Below are 20709 nucleotides of genomic sequence, written 5' to 3'. Positions count from 1 at the left end.
TCACATTTTTGCGAAATCAAGATTGAGCAGGCCACCCATAGCGCGGATGACATCGTAATCTTCGTCGGTAATTGCCGCGAATCCCTCAGCCTTCAGGTTGTCGAGAATCTCCGGGTCATCGATCTGCAGAAAGGCTTTCTGAATGTTGCTCTTCAGCTCAGGGGCCAGGTTCGAACGCATGGCCCAGGGGTATTGAGGAAAGTCACCGCTGTAGCCCAGCACTTTGACCTTGCTCCGATCAATCAAACCGCGGTCCATCACATGCTCGAAGATAACTTCGGACAACCCTCCGGCGTCGGCATTGCCATTGGCGACGTTAACCGCAACAGCGTCATGGCTACCGACGAAATGAGCCTCATAGTCCTTTCCGGCTTCGAGCTCTGCCTTCTCAAGGAGTACGGTCTTGGGGATCAGGTGGCTGGAAGTGGATGCGCGGTCACCGTAGGCCATTTTCTTGCCTTTGATATCCGCGAAGGAGCCAACGCCAGAGTCCGCATTGGCAATAATGATGGAGCGATAAGTCGGCTTCCCGTCTACCACCATGGCGGCAAAGGGTTCAATGTCACTCTTACTCTTGGCCATCACATAGGACAACGGACCAAAGTAAGCCAGGTCAATTCGGCCAAAACGCATGGCTTCGATCATGGAGGAGTAATCGGTGGTAACAATCAGTTCTACTTCCTTACCAAGAGTGGTTTCCAGGTAATCCTTCAAAGGTTGGTTTCGCTTGATCAGTTCTGACGCGTTCTCATCCGGCAGCAAGGCAACTTTCAAAAGATCAGGGTCTGTATCTGCGGCATGGGCTGACCAATGGATGCCGAGCATCATTATCAGAGCCAGCAAAGAGTGAATCATTGTCTTCATTGTGCTATCTCCAGTACGTCTGTCGTTATCGGGGTGGTCTTAGGTTTATGGATGGCTGGTTTGCCTTCCGCAGCTACCACGCTGGGTGAACGGTGGTAAATCTCGTCCAGGTGTTTCGATTTCAGGTTTTCAGGAGCATCGTCAAAAACGATATGAGCGTTCGAAAGGCCGATGATCCGGTCTGCAAAACGCTGGGCGTATTCCAATTGGTGCAAGGAAATAACCGCGGTGATTCCATCTTCCTGACAAATATCGCGCAGTAGGCCGAGTACCTTTTCAGAAGTGGCCGGATCCAGGCTGGCAACGGGCTCATCGGCAAGAATCATGGATGGTTGCTGCACCAATGCTCTGGCGATTCCAACCCGCTGCTGCTGGCCGCCGGACAACTGATCTACTCGGGAAAGCGCTTTGTCAGCCAGACCTACGCGGTCGAGGCATTGCAGAGCCAACTCCAGGTCCTGCCGGGGCAGGGGAAGCAGGCTTCGCCAAGTACCGTGATACGCAAGTCTGCCTGTCAGCACATTCTGTAACGCGGTGTATCGTTCGATCAGCTGGTGATGCTGGAACACCATGGCGGTGCGGCTGCGGTGCTGTCGCAGGATTCTACGGTTGGTCAGTTCACCAAACTCGCCAGACACAACCTTCCCGGTTGTGGGCTTAACCAGGTGATTCAGTGAACGAAGCAGAGTGGATTTACCCGCGCCTGAAAGTCCCAGTAGCACGGTGAATTCGCCCTTGTGAAAGTGAACGTTGGTGGGTTTGAGCGCGAGGACGTTTCCCGGGTAGGTTACGCCCATACTCTCGACTCGAAGCATCACATTGGTTGATTGAGTTGGCGCCACAGGATCACCTTTTGCAATAAATAAGCTCGCCGTATTGCGAGTTACAATTGAACGGTAAAGCTGAGAGATGACACTGTCGTGTCACTGACGTGACAGGTTGATGAAGTGCTTTTGGTTCGCAAGGATTTTCCGAAGGGCTCTGTGAAATACATGGAGCTCAGCCAAAGTGGAACGAGCCACCCAGGAGCTTAAGCAACAAAAATTGCGTTCCACCGTCAGTCGGCGAATCTCACGGTACAGTTCGTCCGTGCTGAGTTCATCGAATTGCTTACCGACTATACTCTTGCCTTCGAGGAGGTCGGACGCGCTCTCCAATAGGTCGCGCTTCCAGGTGCTGACTATGGTGGGGTGGATCTGGAAACGGGCAGCAATTCAAGGTGTGGCCTTAAGGGTGGGCAAGGACAGCCTTGCACTTACTAATTCGAAATAAAGTAAGCAGGGCACTGTCACCGCATCACTGATGCTGCGCAAGCTCGGGAGCTATCCGCGTCAGAATGGCCTCGCGATCGCATTGCGCGAGCTGGGCCGCATTGAGCGAACATTATTCGCACTCGACTGGATGCAAAACGTCGAACTGCGTCGCCGCGTGCAGGTTGGTTTGAATAAGGGCGAGGCTAAGAACGCGCTGGCTCGTGCCGTCTTCCTGAACCGGCTCGGTGAACTCCGCGATCGCAGTTACGAGAATCAACGCTACCGTGCAAGCGGACTCAATCTCGTCGTCAGCGCTATTATCCTTTGGAATACGGTTTATATGGAGCGGGCGGTTCAAGCACTGCGCGAAGACGGCCGGGATATCGACGAGACGCTTCTGCGGCATCTTTCTCCCTTGGGCTGGGAGCACATCAACCTGACCGGCGACTATATCTGGCAGCAGGACAAACAGGTCGAACAAGGAAAGTACCGATCGTTACGAACACTGCAGAGGTCTTAGCGTACGATTTTTTCCGTTTCGTGAGCTGACCCCTCATTCAGTGCGCGTTGCAGGACCAGAGGCATATCAGTTTCCTTGTTAGTCAGGAGGTGAAAATGAGCTCACCAGTATGGAAGGTTCGCAAAGGTTGGACTCCAGAAGTCCTGTCGGGAAGGAGCCCTTCGAACACTTTGATAACTTCAATTCCAGGAATCGACTTGTACGCAGTCCGTTTCGTAAGCTGAACATAGGCGTCCAACGGGTTCATTGCCGGTACGTCGAAGCTGAACGTCTTGCGTTGTTCGGTAACAATATCGATGCTGAATGGGCGAGCACGTCCTGGGCGATCTCCGTCTGAAACGTCGGCCCTGGAGAAGAGTGTTGCCACCAACGGTTCAATGAAACCGTTATCCATTTGATCGGATACGGCTAAACCCTCCAGGTAGCCTGAAAGCCGATATCTCCATTCCAGGCCTTCGATCTCGTCTTTCGACGGATGCAGATTCTTCAGATAGCGAATTGGATTTGGATTGCCGCGTTTGATGCGCCCTTCAATATCCCTGAATAGATCTTTTACCCGGTCTTCGCTCAGATGTGTCATAGGTGATCCGTTGTGGTCTCGATTTCCGAAATAGCGTCTGCCAACAACCGCTGAAAGTCGGGACTATATGGAGAGGCAATCTGTGGTTGAACCAGGAAATTGGAGCTACCCATGGTGGTTTAACCTCTCGTTCCGATGCTTGAGAGAATCGAAAGAGCCTCTCCATTAGTCAAACCTCCGGGCAGCTTTTCCTGAAGGAGAGCCTGGGCCTGAGGGCTTTTCCTGGCAAGGTTGAATAAAACCTCGGTTACTTCTATGGATGCGGGATCCTGGGCAGGATGGAGTTCGGCCAGTGACCTGGCTATCTCAATTAGTTCGCTGATGGCATTGTGGGCGGCTGTATTCTCGAACACTGAAGGATGTGTGGCATTAATCGTATTGGAAGTAAGCGGTTGGTCATTTGAGAAAAAGCGCTCGAAATTAACCTCTGGTAGTAGGACTGTCAGCTTGAAGAGGCTGGGCATCGAGTAGTAGGAGGTAACAACACCAAGGACGAAGCCTATAAATAGTCTCAACATGGTGTTTCTCCCTTTGTCTGATGGGCGACCACCCTGGTCGCCCAGCCGTTATTAACGGGTTAACGCGGCTTTGGTTCTGAGTGCGAGACTGCCTGCAACATCGGCCGGTGTTATCGGGGAGTCTTCTCTAACCCAAACGGTAATGGTGATTTGGCTTTTATCGGTAGCCTGCTTTTCGATCTTATGATCGATGACGTATCTACCATTACCGTGTTCTCTCGGTGCACGCATGTGATAGTAGGCGGAAGGCGAAGCGCCATAGGCAGTGTCAAATTGATTGAGCTTGTCGTCAGCAACGATGCCCCACTCCTGGCGAATCTCCTGTTCCGTATAATATCGGTACTCTTTTTTTACCTTCACAAACGCAACATCCACGTCGATTGGAGCCGAGAACGTTGTTGTTTGCTCAATGTATGAAGAGCTTTTCTTTGCTGGTTCATCCGCCTGAGCAGTCTCGGCGATAGAGGCTGAGTTTCGGGACTCAATGGTGCTGCCGGGCGCTGATCCATCGTGATTGATGGGTTTGCCGGTAAGAGGATTGTTGATGCAGGTAAGGCACCTGCCATCGTTGGTGTAGATGTGTTCGCCACCGGCGCAACCAGCAAGTACGCCGATAAGCCCGAGGGCCAAACCGAGGTTGATCAATTTCACTGGGTTCTCCTTGCACGTCTTTTTCTTGGTTTGCTTCGAAAACCAGGGCCCGGGCGGACTGAGAGTCTGACGAGGAAAAGGAAACCCATGAGTGACCATCCTGAAGCCGGATTGAGTTTGCCGTTAAACGGCAATCAACCTGGCAAAAATGGGTCACAGCACAAAGACCTATTTGGTTGGCGGTAGACGTGGGTGAACCCGGGGGTTCGCACACAAGCCTCTCACGGAGAGAAATCCCATTCCTGAACTCGACCCAGATCTCTGGGGCACTTTCCTTAGTTGATGGCCAGAGCGGGCCATTGAGTTTTAAGGATTCAGGTGCAAGTTTGCCCCCGATTGGTGTATCCGAGCAACGCCCTGAGGTCGTACGTCGAGTGTTGGGATTCAATATTGAGAGCAAAATCATGTTTCGCTGATGATTTATTGACCACATGCGACATGCACATAGTAGAATCAGGCTGGTGCCATGGAGGCGCTGAATAAAAGCTTTCACGCTTTTTTTGACGACAGGGATGTACATACCATGATCAAACCCCGCGCCATCATCGCTGGGATTATTCCCGCCATCTTTATCGTTCTGTTACTGGCCTTGCTGCTGGCTAAGCAAACGGATTTGTTTCAAAAGCACACACACCCATGGCCACCACTATCGGGAGCACCACTGAGCGCTTTTGAAAACCCGCATCCACTCGAGTCGGACAACGGTACACTGAACCTGGATGAAATCCCCTCGACTGTGTTGTTGTCGGTATTTTTGTTCCTCTTAGCCGTTGCAGCGATTGCCTGCTCCCGCGCGATGAAAGGTTCCAGGGGCACCATGGTTTTTCTGTGGGCTCTGGCTAGTTTGCTGTCCGGGCTGTACCTCCTCTCGTTACGGAGTTTTCCCTTCGGTTCGTACCTCTCGGAACTGACCGTCGCAGCGCTTGTCTTCGCTGTTGTTGGCAATCTTCTGCTCGGGTTTTGGCTTTCACAGCTTAAAGGACGGTATGTCGCTCAGGGTAAAGCGATTGTGATGAAGCAAAATCTGCTGGCCATTGCTGCACATGAGCTGCGCACACCGATCACAAATCTCCGATCTCAAGCGGATCTGGCATTGGCCTATATCGATGGGGCCGCTCTTGGGGATGCCAGGGGTATCCTGCAAATGAGTCTTGATGACTTGGATACGCTTGACCATCACATAAAGTCTATCCTCGCTCTGGCGGCTCTGGAGAACGGGACTCTCAAGTCCAGAAAAGACTGGTTTGCAGTGGCGAAAATGTGCAATGAGTTGAACGGCCAGTTCGCCGGCACGGCGAATGTCGCCCTGATATGGGATTGCGTCGATGATCCTAGAATCGGAGTTACTGAGGTGTACTCAGACTACGATTTAATCAAAGTGGTGGTTCGAAACGCGATCGAAAACGCGTTTAAACATACGTCCGATGGCTTCGTGAAAATATCGATGTCTCTCCGAGACAAAGGAATTTCGATTTCTGTGCGAGACACCGGGGCTGGCATGTCCACCGCTGAGATGAATGCGCTGCTATGGCACAAAGACCCGCTTTCGCTTGGTATCCGTCGCGGAAAAGATGGATGGGGCATCGGGATGCCAGTGATGAAGAAATTCTCCGAATTCCTTGGTGGGAGAATCCGAATTGACAGTAAACCAGGCTTCGGGACCTGCCTGACGATCGATCTGCCCGTTGATTACCGGACCGGAGAGCTCCCCAAGCAAGCTGCAGTTCTGCCGGATCATGATATGGATCACGAGCCTGGGTCGATCCGGACATCAGAAAGCGGAGACCAGAAAACAAAGGTACTGTTGATTGACGATAACCACACTTTTCTTAAGCAAATGCAGCGTTTTTTTGCACCGAAGATTCTTGGAATTCCAGACGTCGAATTAACGGTCTGCGATGACCCGGTTTCGGGTATCACGAGACTCGAAGAGCAACGATTTGATCTGCTCTTGGTCGATTTCCACATGCCCCATGTTGATGGCCTAAAGCTGCTCGAATGGCTGGCCAGTCATGAGCATCCAAACCAGGGAATGGTTAAGATTATGCTCACCGCCGACCCAAGTATTCCGGAACGAAAGCGTGCGGCGATTGTGGCTGCTGGTGCAAGAATTGTCTCTAAAGGGATGCCGATCGAAGACATGAAGATCTTGGTTGCGGGGGTTAAGGAACAGAAAGTCCGAAACCAGGCGCAGATACGTGCAGCTGTCGAACTGACTGTTATCTGAAGGTGACTGACACCCACGAATAGTTTTCCACAACTGGTATAGCATCGAAGAGAACGTCCAGGCTGTCTTTGTTTGAGGGATTTAACTGATCGCCACGGGGATGTCAGCCCATCGAGTCGTGTAAGCCGGCGATAGATTTTCTCTTCGCATTTGCCAGCTTTGGTTTTTGTGAATCTGCCGGCCAAACTGGATCGTGTTTTTGCCAGCGATGCTGTTGATCTTGTCTAAGGTCCGCATCAGCTTCCGGTTGCGCTCGTCGTCCTCGACCTGGCTGAAAAAATCGGATTGGCAAGCACCAGGCACCCGGAAGTCTGTCAGTACAATGCCCGCTTTGTTGTACCGGTACCCCTCCCGCCACAACGACCGGGCAATACTGACCGCATGTCGTACGATTTCCCGGGTGTCTGAGGTCGGGAATGGCAGAGTAATCCCTTGCTGGTTGGCGTAGTGGTGACCGGTTCGAAACCGGCTCGTTGACATGAACGCGGCCAGATACCCGCAATCCCGGTTTTCGCGACGCAGCTTCTCAGACGCTCGGGATGCGTGAGCGGTAATCGCGGCAAGCATGGAATTCAGATCGGTGACGGGTGCCCCGAAGGACTTTGAACATAGAATCTGCTGCTTTGCCGGTGCTACTTCGAGAAGGTCTGAATGACATGGTATGCCGTTCAGCTCCCTGACGGTGCGCTCGACCACGACTGAAAAGTGATCTCGTATCCATTTAGGATCGGAATCGGCTAGATCCAGAGCAGTCTTTATTCCCAGGGCATCCAGTCGTTTGCTCAGTTTCCTGCCGATTCCCCATACTTCTTCCACCGGTGTCAGGTGCATAAGACGTCGTTGCCGGTCTCGGTCAGTCAGATCCACGACACCCCGGGTGGCGGGATAGTGTTTTGCGGCGTGATTAGCTAATTTTGCCAATGTCGGACTTGGAGCGATTCCGATACAGATAGGTAAGCCCGTCCATATTCGCACCAGCTCTTTGACGTGGTGGCCGAAATCCAGATACGACGCAACGGAATCGATACCGGTCAGATCAAGAAAGGCTTCATCAATACTGTAGGGCATGACCCGAGGTGCGCATTCCGCCAGGGCAAGCATGAATCGATGGGACATATCTCCGTAGAGTGCATAGTTGGATGAGCAAACAATCAGGCCGTGCTTTTCGACGTACTCCCGCAACTCAAAAATGGGTTGGCCCATCTTTATACCGAGCGCTTTCGCCTCCGGTGATCGTGCAACGGCACAGCCATCGTTGTTACTGGCGACCACGACCGGCCGGCCACGAAACGCTGGATTGAATAACTGCTCGCAGCTGGCGTAAAAGCTGTTCATGTCACAAAGAGCGAACACCTGTTTCATGTCAGAGCGCATGCACCACGGTGGTTACAACACCGAAAATTTCGAGTTCATCCTCCTCCCGAAGCGTGATGTCGGGGTAATCTTCGCTTTCTGCCCGCAACACAGGCCGGCTCGGAACACTCAGGTCCAGGCGTTTGCACACAAACTCGCCGTCAACGGACGCAATGACGATCTTGCGATGTCCCGGTGGCAGACTGCGATCGACAACCAGCACATCACCATCGTGAATCCCCGCCCTTTCCATGGAGGAGCCGGATGCACGAACGAAGTAGGTTGCAGCCGGCGTCCGAATACACAGGTCGTCCAAAGACAGTGTTTTTTCAATGTAATCCTGGGCCGGTGACGGGAAGCCGGCCTTGACCGCATCACTGAAGAACGCAATGGAGCTCCGGAGTTGCTCTGTTGGACGGAAAATCTGTTTGATCAGCATTGGACACCGCATCTCAATAAACTGTATGGATGAACAGTATATTACTTGAAGGTGGTTTGATCGACCCCTGCAAGTTTTGGTCTGAAGTTTTATACCAGATCCGCCTCAGGCACCCAGAGTGGCCAGCCCTCATCTTCGGAGCATGGCTAAACAAAGGAGAAGGCTTTTCCGTCCTGAGCCCTGCGCGGCGTAGCCGTGCCAAGGTTATTTCAGGTTAACAAAGAGAATTGAAGGTTAGTTCAGGAGCGTGTTTGGATCTCATCTGAGAGGTTGCGGGATACTCCGGCTTTTTTTGTCGTCTAAGGCCGATCTGGTATAAAAAACCATATCATTAAAGATTGGGTAAGCGGATTAAATGGTTGATCTTACCTTTGCATGAGAGTGAGACAGACCGGCATCTCATCGGATTATCTGGTTGATGCTTCACCTACTGCTGGTGCATGTTTCCTTCGCTAATTCCAGCAAGAACCCCACACGCCTCAACTTCCCGGTCATCGTTGCAACTCGCTCTCAGTGAAACGAGTTGTTTCTCAAGCGCTTGCAGAGCGGTTATCTGCGACCGCACATGAGAGATGTGATCATCGAGCAAGGCGTTGACGGCGGTACAAGGCTGATGAGGGTCGTCCTGATAGCTCTGTAGTTCCTGAATCTCAGCCAGTGACAGGCCCAGGATTCTGCAGCGACGGATGAAGGCCAGCCCCTCACCATGCTTCTCGGTATAGACACGGTAACCGTTGTCCTGCCGATCAGGCGGCGGCAACAAGCCCTGCTGTTCATAGAAGCGGATCGTCTGTGTTTCGACCCCTACCAACTGCGCCAACTGACCAATGCGCATCAGCCTCCTCCCCAACGGATTCTTTACTCTATTGACCTTATAGTAGCTTTATAGTTTTAAATGGTACCACAACATTGTTCAAGTGGAGTCGTATCATGAGCAAATCCTGTGGTGGCGCCTGTGGCGGTGATGCAACGTCCGCAGCGGATACCGATATACAGGCCTCCTCCGAGGCGCCAGGGAGATGGGTCAGTGTTTATGCCGTGCCGAAGATGGACTGTCCATCAGAAGAACGAATGATTCGCCTAGCCCTGAACGGCTTTGAGGAGATTCGGGCGCTGTCCTTCGACTTGTCGAACCGCCGGCTGAAGGTCGTGCATGACGGCGAGGTCGAGCCCGTCACCTCGAAACTGAAGACCTTGGGGCTAGGCGCCTCGCTTCAGGAAACCGTCGCTGCAAATCCGGAGACCATCAAGGCCGCCGAGTTTTCGGCAGCTTCTGCTAAGCAAGAATCCGGGACCCTGCGCTGGTTGCTCGGCATCAATGCACTTCTGTTCGTGGTGGAAATGACTGCCGGTCTGATCGCCCAGTCCACCGGCCTGATTGGAGAATCCCTGGACAATTTTGCCGATGCGGCGGTGTACGGGCTTGCCCTTTATGCGGTTGGACATAGCGTGAAAAGGCAGGTACGTGCCGCGCATCTTGCTGGTGTACTGCAACTGATCTTGGCTGTGGGCGTGCTCGTAGAGGTGGTGAGACGCTTTGTATTCGGTAGTGAGCCTGAATCGCTGGTGATGATGGCTATCGCATTCGTCGCATTGATTGCCAATACCAGTTGTCTGCTGCTCATATCCAAACATCGGGAAGGCGGGGCGCACATGAAGGCAAGCTGGATATTCTCGGCCAACGACGTGGTGATCAACCTGGGGGTCATCACCGCCGGCGCCCTGGTCGCGTGGACCGGTTCCAATTATCCGGATCTGATTATCGGCACCATCGCGGGGGGCATTGTACTTAACGGTGCCAGACGCATTTTGGCGTTGAAGGGTTAAATAATGCTCATTATTGGCAAAAAGCTCTTGGGACGCCACCACACGGCTCCAGGCAGAAGCCGCCCTGGACGAGTGGATAGCCACCATCCCGAAGGGCCAAAAGGAAGTCTGGAGCGATCTGGTCAGGGCAGTGGGAAACTGGCGCGAAGAGACCATGACCTACTTCGAGACGGACATGCCCGTCACCAACGCTTACACGGAGTCCATCAACCGACTGGCCAAGGACAAGAACCGTGAAGGGCGCGGTTACTCCTTCGAGGTGATGCGGGCACGAATGCTCTACACCACGAAGCACAAGAAGAAGGCACCGACTGCGAAGGTCTCTCCTTTCTACAAGAAAACCATCGGTTACGGACTGCCGGACTTCGCAGAGGAACTCAACTACGGAGTCGATCTATCAACCATCTGAGGGTGGTACCAGATTGATGGGGTGAAGGTGCCCCATCAACCATTAAATCCGTATACCCTAAAGATTAAGATGAAGGTAATCCTCGGATCATCCGAAAACCGCAGGGGCATAACGCATCGCGCTGAACCGTGGACCGACGTTTCCCTGGTCAGCTTGAGAGCCCCCTTACCCAATTATCAAATTCGGCAGGTAGGTGCAGCTCCGCTTTAACTCGCGAGATCGCGGTGTACACGCTGGACACGAGAGCATCTTTTGAGACCATGTTGGTCTGACTGAAAAAATCGTCCGCAATAACAACTTTTTCAAATTCCATGTTCTTGGTGTGCTCTGGCATCCCTAGCCACAGAACATTTACAGAGCCCCTCGCCTGCCGAGACAATGATTCATCGAGGTGTTTGAGCTGATAACCGCGGGAAAGCAGGTCGACAATACGACTGATATCGGCGTGTTGCGATTCACGCTTTACCAGTTCATCGAAGGTTCCGTACCGGAATAAGCTTGGGAAGCTTGGGCGCGTACCGTGATTGAACAGCTCGATTACGTCGCCCATGAACCACTGCAGGGCTTTCTCCGATCCTGGCATCAACGTGAAAGCGGCTTTTTCATGGGCGCATCGCTGGAACTGCTCAAACAAGGCCCAGTATGAGCGAAAAATGATGGCGCAGTTTCCGCTCGGCGCCGGCAGGGTCTGGTAGGACACAACCCGGGTGTTTTCTGGTCTGATGCCGACAAACTCCAGCTCCGGAGTAATGGGGTGTGCCGCAAGAACCTGGTTAAAAAGCTCCGTTGTGCTCTCACCAGCCCTGACTGATACGCCTAGTTCTCGACCTCGTGATCGCCCTGGTCGCTGAGTTCCTCCGGCCCCGAAAAGGTGTTGGTATCGATCACCAAAGGTAAATGTCGCCTGTGGTGGCGGCGTTCGCTCAAGAATATTAATAATGGGCAGGGGCAGATCGTGGGCTTCATCGACCAGGGCGATACGGATCGTAGGAGGAAGCACCTTGCCTTCAACATCAGCATGCTTGATTTGGTGATAGATCCGCATTGGCAGTTCAGATTCCTGATTTGGCGGATTCACAATGACTTCCCACATCCTGCGAGCAACTTCTACCAGAATGACTTTGTCTGAGGCGGACCAGTGAGATTTTATCGTAGCGGGTAGATGTTCAGTCGTGATCTCATGACCGGAGTTGTGGCAAAACGACGTTACCGTCTTCCACGCAATTTTGGCAACCTCGGGAGGCTTCGCTCGCTGAAGCGGTTGGATCCCCAGAATATGTGCCATTTGCTCATAGGTGCGGTTGAAGCGCTGCCCCATCCGGTAACGCGAGCCCCTGGAGGGCCTGGGTGCAGGCTCTCCAGGATAGACCAGCTCTTTCATCAATTCCGCTAACGTCAATCCCCGAACGGCTTGCGTGCGTTCCATGAGCGCTGTGAGTTGCTGACGGGTGTGAGCCAGAGCTACAACAGAGAGACCTTTGGCGCCCAAGGATGCCGCAAGCGTTGTGATGAGGTAGGTCTTACCCACGCCGGCAAAGCCTTGAATGGCCATGGGTTCGTCCGGCTCGGCCTCGATGGCTCGAATCAAGCGGTCATGCTCAGTCGATAGTGACACATTCCGCTGCAGACCCAGGATGTTACGTTTGATGAACACCTGGTTGAACTCTTTCGAGCAACCGTAACGCCATCGGTTTTTTTGTTCCAGGTAACTTTTGTTGGCAACGTCCGAGACTGACATGAGAAAGAACATGTCGCTGTTGCCCGGAGCCAGGTCAGAAAAGTGCTCTACTCGATCCTGTACCAGGTCCTCAATTTCTGATCTGGCCTCTTGAGAATCACCAATCAGCAGGAGGCTTTCCGCAAGGAGACGTTCACTCGCAGGGCCATTAAAGGGTTTTGATGAGTTGGCCAGTTTAAACAGGGTAAACAAACCCGCCAGCTCAGCATTGGTTAAGCCGGAGAGTCTTGTCCGGTCTTTATCCAGCTCTTGTAACGTCTCAAGGCTTAGTGGGATCGCAAGTTTCGTCATGGTGTCCAATTCGTGAGTTCAGGCAATCTCAAGGATCTTTTGCTTAGGTGCAACCAAGATACCGTCAGAGTCTGGTATTGGCTAATGAAGAGATTCGTCTGCAGGAATATATGGTATAATAAATCAGGTCTTTGATTTTGTTTGTGTTCACACAGTGTCCGTGCCGTACTCTGATATTGGGAGATCCAAAACATGTTGAACTCTGATGTTGGCGATGTCCCTGTCCCGCGTGACTTGATCGAGGAGCTTTCGACTGCTTATCAATCCCTCGTCGATCATTGTGAGGGGCTAAAGAAGCTATCAGAAGCGGATCATGCCAGAAATTTTGAAGTGTATATCCCAACTTTTGGCGCCACTGAAAAACAGCGCTATACCGCGGATGCGCGCAGAGCTGCGATTATAGATGCGGTTGGGCTGACCATTGACGATACTCACAACAGGAAATACGAAGCGGGCATTATTTGTGCTTCAGATGCGACAGTGTCGGCGGTCGAGCAGCTAAATGCAGCTAAAAGTCACTTCAAGGAAACTGTTCTGAAAATCCGGAACCTTTCCCTTGAGAAGCGCGGGGTATCACGAGAAACGGTGCTAAAGAACGCTCTGAAAAGTGCAGGAATTCAGACGCTTGATCTGCGGGAGTGTTACCGACAGATCCGGATCATGCCTCGTAATTTGGATTCAATCTCCTGGACCTGGGCAACCAGTCACGCCCGGATCCAGAAACTCAGCTTTGATGAGGCCATGGCGCTTGCCGAAGGACTCAGGGATCGCGATGTGGAGTTGGCAGACACCGCCGTAGATGTCCTGAGGCGAAAATGTTCACCCGATCAGCCTTTGGTCCGCCGAATCACTCTGCCGAATCAATTGCGAGCAAACTACGCCTATCGCGAGGCGGGTAAGGTCCTCCGGAAGAGTTGCCCGATTTCGGGAGTAGTTATTGCACAACAGGAGACTCTCCCGAGGTTGGCTTGGCGTGAAAATCCAGCATTTCGTAATGAGGTTCCAGTTCGACTCCAGCGCGAATCCAAGATAGAACCCGAACCTGTCATTCAAGCATTGAGCATTCATCGCTATGTCGACAGTCAAGCCTGAACACCCTGCTCTCCAGGCAAAAGTACGCTGTTTCGGTTCAAAGGCGGCTCTCACTGCAGAGGCGACCTACATCACCCAAGAGGGTGGCGTGCCGCTTGCTGCCCTGAATTTGGAAGTCGCACCACGCCAAGGTGAACGCATTGAATGGAATAGGAAGATTGTTCTCCAATTGGGCGAGGACGACCTACCACTTCTTTGTTGTGTGTGTCTGGGCTATTTACCCAAGGCCGAGTTTAAGCGGCCAACAAAGGGGATAACGATTGAGCGCCAGCCCGGCAGGATTTACCTGACTGCAAGCCAAGGATCAGGCACCGGATACGCCCTACCCCTGCCCATTTCACAAAGTTTTCGGCTTGGCGCACTGGCTCTCGCACAATTAAAGAAACAGTCCGTTTGTGACGACGAGCAATTGGTATTGGCAGCGCTAAGAGGGGCGGCAGCACTGTATAAAGGTTAGGTAGAATGCCACCTGCAGCTCTCTTGGGGCTTGACCCATCCGCCAGAGATCGTGGACTCGTCGGTTTGCTCCAGCCCTGCCTGAGAGCAACGCCAGGTTTTATACCTCTTATGCTGATGACGGACTGGCAGCGAGAGCATTCATTTTATGAATGGAACCAAAATCTCACTACAGGCCCGTTATCCAAAACTTTGAACGCTCGTTCGGGCGACAATTCCTGGTTGCGACCATTCTCAAGATGGAAGATCAATCAGCTGACCAATTGTACCCATAGGCAAGTAAAGCGACTGCAGATCTCCGAATTGCCTTCCCATAGGCAGGAAGCCGTAGCGCTTAAAAAAACGATCACTGCTCTGGGTAAGAGGGTCCGTTACAACCGCTATTCCCATGCCAGTGTATTGAACAATCCGATACGCCTCTTCCAACGCCTCAAGAACTATCGTTTCACCGTATCGGTGCTCGGATCCGTGTAGTTTGCTATCCACACCCAGCCACGCAAGCTTGATCACTGGAATGGGATAGGCCGGGTATCGGCTACGGGTCTCCTGATCTGGCAGCTCATCACGCACTACGGTTGCGCTGGTCAGGGTGAAATACCCCAGGACCGGAACTGGCAACACATTTGTAGGTTCATCATCCACCAGCACCCAGGTGCGATTAATTTTCTTGTCCATCTGCTTGCGAGCTTCTCGCCTAAGGAACTCATTTACCCGTTCCAGCCCACAATCAAACGATTTCCGGTCATGCGACTTCTTATCTAATGGCTCTAACCTCAAGGTCACCGTTTTCCATCCTTTTACTCCGGCGACGTTTCGCCCTCAGCAATGCCTCGTTCGGTGCTGGAGCTGCTTCGCAGGCTGCTACAAAAGCATCAAACGACTGGCTGTTCAGGCGATACACCTCAGCCTCCTCGATCACGCGAACCGACTTCTCCCGGATTGCCTGGATGACAAACTCTGAGAGACTGTGACTCCCGGTCAGAGCTGAAGCGCGCGCCGCCAATTCTTTAATAGCCGGATCAATTCGTAAATCCAGCCGCGCGCTTGTCTTTGACATGCGGTGTTCCTCTTTCAACTGGCTGGCCAATCGGCCAGAACCTCTGTTTTAGTGTTTTCCATTATGCTGCACTACTGGCTTAAACCTAGAAGCCATAATGTACGGAAAATAACCGTACATTAACTATCGGCTAAAGCTATCCCAATGTCAACGGGGCTTAATCCACTGAAACGCCGTATTGTAGAACAATTACAAAAAGTGTGATCACAGAAGAAACCGCTCATATGCTATGAGCAAGTCTGTATAGCTGCCCAACCGCTATCCTGGAACGCACTTCGCAAGGTGAAACATTGGGATACGAATCATTACATCGATTAAGCCTGGCCCCGGCGGGTGCGGAAGGTTTAACTGGTTGTCAGAAAATCGCACCTGTCCGCAAAAAACCAGAGACTGATTTCACGACCCCTCGCCCATTCAACGGAACAACGTATTTGTTCCGCAAAAGAGTGACCGTTCGATGAGCCCCCTTGGGATGAGATCGGAACAAGCTATTGGTACTCGGTATGGTCGCAAAGCGAACATTCAGGTGGCCACAAAGCGGACATTTTTGCCTAGCCCATTTGGCCCTTAAGGCCACAGCCCTCGACTAGTGCATAACGCAGAATGGGTTTTTGAGCTTGGTCGCGTGAATTTGAAAACAGATACTGTAAGCTGTCATCTAGCCATCCTTGGAATCGGCGCAGGTCATGCCTCCGGGAGTGAGTCAATTATGTCAGCATTCATTGGGGTAACTTTCATCATAATTGGGGTTTCCTGCCTACTCCACCGATACAGAAAAAAGTGGATGATAGGCGGCTCAGTACGTGTTGCCGGCGCTACTTTTTCCGGTCACATGACGCACAAGATAAGCCTCTGGATCTATGCTGTCTTGGGCTATTCGCTTGTGTTAATCGGCATCTCGATTTTGCTATCCTCGCTACCACCAATATTGGGAACACTGGGCTTTCTAGTCATAGCTACTTTTATTGAGATAGCGCTATCTCCGAGAAGCTGTAAGCGTGCCTAAAACCTTGAGCCGAATTCGAATCAAAAAAAGCGATGTATGCGAGCCGTACGATAAGGGGCTTAGATGTTTCGGCTGATCATCAAGTCATTCCGTTGGATCTTTCGTCATTTCGCTCTTTTTTTGCTTATTCTGCTCCTATTGGTTGCAGGGGACGGATTTGTTTCAGTTGCGAGCAACTGGGAGGAGGTCACCTCTGATCCTTCGATTGACAGTCCAATCCCTACTCTTTCGCAGGAACTCCCAGGCAACATCCCCAGTCGTGCCCAAAGTGCTATTTGTTCAGACAAAGAAACGGATTTGTTGCAACAGAGAGCGGAACTTAGGTCAAAAATTAAGACCCTTCGCGAAGATTACAGCGGGCTGTATTTTTACCAAATTGACGAGATGCTCAGCCGGGAACTCGAAATTCGAAAAATTGATAGCGAATTGCAGTTGATTAATCAAGCTATCCGCTATCTCCAGCGTTGTCAGGCTATCGCAAGCAACGAAGACACCAGGTCGAAATGCGAAGATCTGAGGCAAAGGTGTTTCAGAAAGGCGAGTCAGTGCAAATCACTTAAAAAATCCACACCCAAAGAGTGCGCTTCTTGGGAACGCCACATCCCTCCTTGGCCAGGCATCTGTGATTCACAAAAAAATAACCTAGAAGCTTGTTATCAATCTCAAGCTTCTATTTGCAGCGCACGGTCTTCGATTTGTTCTTTGCTCAAGGAAACACCTGGTGGGCCCCTGGGGCCGTTTGAGCCAGTGATAGAGCCACCTGATTCGGAAGGCTCAGTTATAACTTTTCTTGTTGGATTAATGCGCTTTTGGAAAGAGTTTATTAGTCAGTCTCCGAAGGCTTTTGCTATCGTGGTATCGATAGTTCTCTCTCCTCTACTTATTAACGGTATTATATTTTTTGGCCTCGCCAAGCTAATCGAGCGAACGTATAGGGTACGATTGAATGACTCACCATCGATGCCCATCTCAGAGATTTCCGCACCGCAGGACTTGATCGGAGTTGATCTTGAAGCAAATAGCGAATTGCTTCTGAAGCCAGAATTTATTAGAAACGTGCCTGATAAACTGCAAGCTGATACGAAAGCCTTGCTGAACAACAGTACACCGTTCACGAGCTTAGCTGCGGGCCTGCACATGTTGACACGATTTAGGACAAACATAGAAAGCGGAAGCATTGCGGTTAAAATAGCTGAATCAAACGATACCGAGACGAAGATATCGGTAGTCGAATTGGACAACCACAGTGAGGTCGTCCTGAGCCCCCGTCAAATCGTGGGCATAGTGCAGGATAAGGATAAGCCGCTAAAGATTTCGTCAAGGTGGCTGATATTCAAACCCTCGGCTTGGCTAGCGGGACAGCTTAGAGTACTCGTTTTTAAAGGGCCTGCCAGGCTCATTCTAAAGGGCACTCGGGGAATCTTTCTTCAAAAGGTAAATCCTTCTACACCATGTTTATGTGAGGGCGTTATCGGTTACTCTGCCAATCTAGTCATGGAATCAAGTAGAACTGAAACTTTTTGGGCTTTCCACAGAAACAAGCGAGAGTTGTTTAAGCATCGCTTTTCCGGTGCAGAGGGCGTCATTTTGCAAGAGATTCACCCGCAAAGAAAGAAGGTCAACATTAGTGGGTGGAGTTTGCAGCGTCTTGGAGACTTGATCTTAAATCTATTTGGTATTTAAAAGAGGCGTTATATTTCTAAACTGTTAGTGGCCAATTAAAGTGACCCACTACTGGCCATTAATTTTGACCCACCTCCGAGTGGCCGTCAGGCCACAGAACCAGCTACTGTCCCCCGCTTTTATCGATGGCCGGGGGCATGTCAGTGAAGGAGTGGGTTGTGATACACAAGATCAAGGCAATGCACGATAACGGTAAAGGTTCGTCGATCCGCGCCATCAGTCAGGAACTGGGGTTATCCCGGAACACGGTACGCAAGTATTTGCGGATGGAGGTGGATGCGATCACAGAGCAGTTTGCAGATCCCTCACGGAGCAAGCGCCTCGACGATCACCGGGATTACCTGGTGACTTTGCTCAAGCGGTTTCCCAAGCTCAGCGCCGTCAAGATTGCCCGTAAGCTGCAAGCGAAAGTGGGTGAATTGCCAGCTTCGGATCGTTCCATTCGCCGCTATGTTCGAACGCTCAAGGAGGAGGTAGCCTCGGCCCAGATGCGCTACTACGAACCCATTCTGGACGATGTGCCGGGTGTTCAGTGCCAGGTGGACCCCGGTGAATTGCGCGGCGTGCTGATTGGCGGCGAAGAGCGCACGCTGCACTTTGTGGTGTTCGTGCTGTCTTACTCGCGGTTGATGTACGTGGGTCTGGCCTTCCGGCCGCTGGATACCCAGACCTTTATCCAGCTCCATGACGAAGCCCTGCGTTACTTCGGTGGGCTGCCGGAGGAGTGCGTTTACGATCAGACCAAGCTGGTGGTGATCAACGAACAGTACCGGGAATTGACCCTCAACCAGCGGTTCCATGGGTATGCCACCACGGTCGGGTTCCGGATCCATGCCTGCGAAGGCTACGTGCGTAAACCGCTGAAGGTTGCCACCCATTCCACGTGAAGCCTGCCACCCGGACCGGAGCAAGGCTGCCACCCATCGGAGCGTAGCGACGCGGGGTTTCTCTTCTTACTCCGAAGTCTCAGTGCTCGTCAACTTTGCCTGCTGTTTTCGCATGGATTCGCCCCGCAGATTGATCTTGTAGGCGTTGTGTACGAGCCGATCCAGAATGGCGTCTGCCAGAATGGCGTCACCGATCACGTCATGCCATTGATCCATGGGCAGTTGGCTAGTGGCGATGGTGGAGCGTCTGCCATGGCGGTCTTCCAGCACCTCCAGCAAGTCTCTTCGGTTCTCTGCGCTCAGCTTCATGAGCCCCCAGTCATCCAGGATCAGCACATCCACTTTGGCGAGGTTGGTCAGGAGCTTGGCGTACTGGCCATCTCCCTTGGCAATGGTCAGCTCCCGCAGCAGTCGGGTCAGGCGGACGTACTGGGCGGTGTAACCCTCCCGGCAGGCTTTGTGCGCCAGAGCACAGGCCAGCCAGGTTTTGCCGACCCCGGTGGGGCCGGTGATGAGCACGTTCAGATGTTCCTTCACCCATTGGCAACCGGCCAGTGACTGGACCAGCCCTTTATCCAGGCCCCGTGAGTTCCGGTAGTCCAGGTCTTCGAGAATGGCCGTGTGTCGCAGCTTGGCCCGGCGCAGCCGGCTGGTCATGCGTCGGTTATCTCGCTCGGTCATTTCCCGATCCACGAGTAGCCCGAGGCGTTCCTCGAAGCTCAGATCGGTGATGTCGGGGATGGTCGACTGATCCGCCAGGGCGGCGGCCATGCCGGCCAGTTTGAGGGCGTGGAGTTTATCCAGTGTGGGATGTTTCAACATGTCAGGTTCCTTCAGTGGTAGTAGGCGGGGCCACGGATGTTGTCGTGAGTGTCCGGTAAAGCCAGTTCCTGTTGCTCTTCCAGAGGCTGCTGATCCAGACGGTGTTTGAGGATGGATTCAATGCTCTTGTACCGGCAACTGCCCAGCATCAGGGCGCGTTGGCAGGCGGCTTCCAGCCGCGACTCGCCGTAGCTCTGCCCCAACCGGAGAATGCCCAGACAGGAGCGGTACGCCTGCTGTGGGTGTTTGCGGGCACCCAGTGCGGTGCGGATAAGCTTCTCCGTCGCCGGTCCGGTCTTGGCGGCCCAGCCGATCAGCCTTTCCGGCGACCACTCGCCCGCCTGGCGATGGGATTCGGGCATGTGCGCGGCGATGGTGGTGTGCCGTCCCTTCTGGTCGGAGCGCCGGTGGCTGGCGATCCGGTTGCCCCGGTAAAAGCATTCGATGGTGTTGTGAGTGATGCGAACCTCCACCTCTTTCTTGATCAGGGTGTAGGGCACCGAGTAGTAATGCCTGTCGATGGCGACGTGGTAGTCGATGTGGACCCGGGCCTTCTTCCACTCGGCGTAGACATACGGCTCTGCCGGCAATGGCTGTAAAACCGGTTTATCCAACTGTTCGAAGTGGTCGCGCCGGCAGCCGGGTAACTTGCGGAAGGGGCGGCTGTTGAGCTTCTCCAACAGCTCACGGATGGTGGCGTTGAGTTGCCCCAGGGAGAAGTGCTGGTGATGGCGCAAGGCCGCCAGGATCCAGCGCTCAACGATCAATACACCACCCTCCACCTTGGCCTTGTCGCGGGGCTTACGGGCGCGGGTAGGAACAATGGCGACCCCATAATGGGCGGCCATGTCCTGATAGGTTGGATTGAGGTCCGGCTCGTACCGGTGAGCCTTGGTAACACCCGATTTTAAATTGTCGGGGTTATGTTCCCAATCCCATTATGTTCCGTTCACCCTGGAAGCCCTTGAATCCATAGGGAGGATTCCGTGTAAAAGGACACATAACGACAGATGCCGTTTGGGCGCATGATTTCCTT

17 protein-coding genes and 4 pseudogenes are annotated in these 20709 nt (G+C 52.6%); 8 read left to right on the top strand and 13 right to left on the bottom strand.

The features are described from left to right. Both phnD and phnC read right to left on the bottom strand, forming a co-directional pair. Positions 1-864, bottom strand: a complete 864-nt coding sequence (gene phnD, locus QPL96_RS12785; protein WP_011784780.1) for a phosphate/phosphite/phosphonate ABC transporter substrate-binding protein — start codon at positions 862-864, stop codon at positions 1-3. Next, positions 861-1679: a phosphonate ABC transporter ATP-binding protein gene (gene phnC, locus QPL96_RS12780; RefSeq protein ID WP_020833797.1), complete on the bottom strand. Its 819-nt coding sequence runs from the start codon at positions 1677-1679 to the stop codon at positions 861-863. The genes phnD and phnC overlap by 4 nt, the downstream gene beginning before the upstream one ends. Positions 1680-2139: 460 nt before the next feature. Here phnC and QPL96_RS12775 point away from each other — a divergent pair. Beyond that, positions 2140-2637, top strand: a pseudogene (locus QPL96_RS12775) (Tn3 family transposase); the annotation flags it as partial. Positions 2638-2719: 82 nt separating this feature from the next. On the opposite strand, the gene QPL96_RS12770 reads toward QPL96_RS12775, so the two are convergent. The 3 genes from QPL96_RS12770 to QPL96_RS12760 all read right to left on the bottom strand — a co-directional run bounded on the left by QPL96_RS12770 (position 2720) and on the right by QPL96_RS12760 (position 4386). Next, the gene (locus QPL96_RS12770; protein ID WP_011783497.1) at positions 2720-3217 is read right to left on the bottom strand and encodes a hypothetical protein; all 498 of its coding nucleotides are present in this window, start codon (positions 3215-3217) and stop codon (positions 2720-2722) included. Positions 3218-3336: 119 nt separating this feature from the next. Beyond that, the gene (locus QPL96_RS12765; protein ID WP_303287750.1) at positions 3337-3735 is read right to left on the bottom strand and encodes a hypothetical protein; all 399 of its coding nucleotides are present in this window, start codon (positions 3733-3735) and stop codon (positions 3337-3339) included. Positions 3736-3786: 51 nt separating this feature from the next. Beyond that, positions 3787-4386 (bottom strand): hypothetical protein, encoded by a 600-nt coding sequence (locus QPL96_RS12760; RefSeq protein ID WP_303287749.1) that lies wholly within the window; start codon positions 4384-4386, stop codon positions 3787-3789. A 466-nt stretch (positions 4387-4852) separates the two neighbouring features. Between QPL96_RS12760 and QPL96_RS12755 the strand changes: the two genes are divergently transcribed. Beyond that, positions 4853-6613, top strand: coding sequence for a hybrid sensor histidine kinase/response regulator (locus QPL96_RS12755; protein ID WP_303287748.1), 1761 nt, complete (start codon positions 4853-4855; stop codon positions 6611-6613). 81 nt (positions 6614-6694) lie between these two features. Here the strand turns inward: QPL96_RS12755 and umuC are convergent, their stop codons facing one another. From umuC to cadR, 3 genes are all read right to left on the bottom strand, one after another. Continuing rightward, entirely contained in the window at positions 6695-7975 is a 1281-nt protein-coding gene (umuC, locus tag QPL96_RS12750; protein WP_303287747.1) for a translesion error-prone DNA polymerase V subunit UmuC, read from the bottom strand. A gap of 1 nt (position 7976) precedes the next feature. Further along, positions 7977-8405 carry a translesion error-prone DNA polymerase V autoproteolytic subunit gene (umuD, locus tag QPL96_RS12745; protein WP_011783492.1) on the bottom strand — a complete coding sequence of 143 codons (429 nt, stop codon included), beginning with the start codon at positions 8403-8405 and terminating at the stop codon, positions 7977-7979. A 427-nt stretch (positions 8406-8832) separates the two neighbouring features. Beyond that, entirely contained in the window at positions 8833-9240 is a 408-nt protein-coding gene (cadR, locus tag QPL96_RS12740) for a Cd(II)/Pb(II)-responsive transcriptional regulator (RefSeq protein ID WP_068812297.1), read from the bottom strand. 95 nt (positions 9241-9335) lie between these two features. Between cadR and QPL96_RS12735 the strand changes: the two genes are divergently transcribed. Together QPL96_RS12735 and QPL96_RS12730 are read left to right on the top strand one after the other, a co-directional pair. Beyond that, the gene (locus tag QPL96_RS12735; protein WP_110070512.1) at positions 9336-10232 is read left to right on the top strand and encodes a cation transporter; all 897 of its coding nucleotides are present in this window, start codon (positions 9336-9338) and stop codon (positions 10230-10232) included. Positions 10233-10260: 28 nt separating this feature from the next. After that, positions 10261-10641 (top strand): annotated as a pseudogene (locus QPL96_RS12730) (transposase); the annotation flags it as partial. Between the two features lie 148 nt (positions 10642-10789). Here the strand turns inward: QPL96_RS12730 and QPL96_RS12725 are convergent. Then, entirely contained in the window at positions 10790-12670 is a 1881-nt protein-coding gene (locus tag QPL96_RS12725; RefSeq protein WP_303287746.1) for an AAA family ATPase, read from the bottom strand. A gap of 192 nt (positions 12671-12862) precedes the next feature. Here QPL96_RS12725 and QPL96_RS12720 point away from each other — a divergent pair, with 192 nt between their 5' ends. Next, complete coding sequence (locus tag QPL96_RS12720; RefSeq protein ID WP_303287745.1) at positions 12863-13762, top strand: DNA replication terminus site-binding protein; 900 nt, start codon at positions 12863-12865, stop codon at positions 13760-13762. After that, on the top strand, positions 13743-14219 hold the full coding sequence (locus QPL96_RS12715; RefSeq protein WP_303287744.1) for a hypothetical protein: 477 nt from the start codon (positions 13743-13745) through the stop codon (positions 14217-14219). Before QPL96_RS12720 ends, QPL96_RS12715 begins: the two co-directional genes overlap by 20 nt. A gap of 233 nt (positions 14220-14452) precedes the next feature. Here QPL96_RS12715 and QPL96_RS12710 read toward each other — a convergent pair whose 3' ends face one another. Both QPL96_RS12710 and QPL96_RS12705 read right to left on the bottom strand, forming a co-directional pair. Beyond that, entirely contained in the window at positions 14453-14893 is a 441-nt protein-coding gene (locus QPL96_RS12710) for an acetyltransferase (protein WP_228704081.1), read from the bottom strand. 79 nt (positions 14894-14972) lie between these two features. After that, positions 14973-15275 carry a DUF1778 domain-containing protein gene (locus QPL96_RS12705; RefSeq protein ID WP_072678555.1) on the bottom strand — a complete coding sequence of 101 codons (303 nt, stop codon included), beginning with the start codon at positions 15273-15275 and terminating at the stop codon, positions 14973-14975. Positions 15276-16344: 1069 nt separating this feature from the next. On the opposite strand from QPL96_RS12705, the gene QPL96_RS12700 reads away from it, so the two are divergent. Continuing rightward, positions 16345-17964 (top strand): hypothetical protein, encoded by a 1620-nt coding sequence (locus QPL96_RS12700; RefSeq protein ID WP_303287742.1) that lies wholly within the window; start codon positions 16345-16347, stop codon positions 17962-17964. A gap of 158 nt (positions 17965-18122) precedes the next feature. Continuing rightward, a pseudogene (istA, locus tag QPL96_RS12695) lies at positions 18123-18812 on the top strand (IS21 family transposase); the annotation flags it as partial. A gap of 105 nt (positions 18813-18917) precedes the next feature. On the opposite strand, the gene istB reads toward istA, so the two are convergent. Together istB and QPL96_RS12685 are read right to left on the bottom strand one after the other, a co-directional pair. Continuing rightward, entirely contained in the window at positions 18918-19673 is a 756-nt protein-coding gene (istB, locus tag QPL96_RS12690; RefSeq protein ID WP_303287741.1) for an IS21-like element helper ATPase IstB, read from the bottom strand. Between the two features lie 11 nt (positions 19674-19684). After that, positions 19685-20593 (bottom strand): annotated as a pseudogene (locus tag QPL96_RS12685) (IS21 family transposase); the annotation flags it as partial. Positions 20594-20709: the final 116 nt, after the last annotated feature.

Source organism: Marinobacter sp. SS8-8, assembly GCF_030540945.1.
In the GTDB taxonomy this organism is placed as follows: Bacteria; Pseudomonadota; Gammaproteobacteria; order Pseudomonadales; family Oleiphilaceae; genus Marinobacter.
This window is presented reverse-complemented; position numbering and strand designations above follow the sequence as displayed.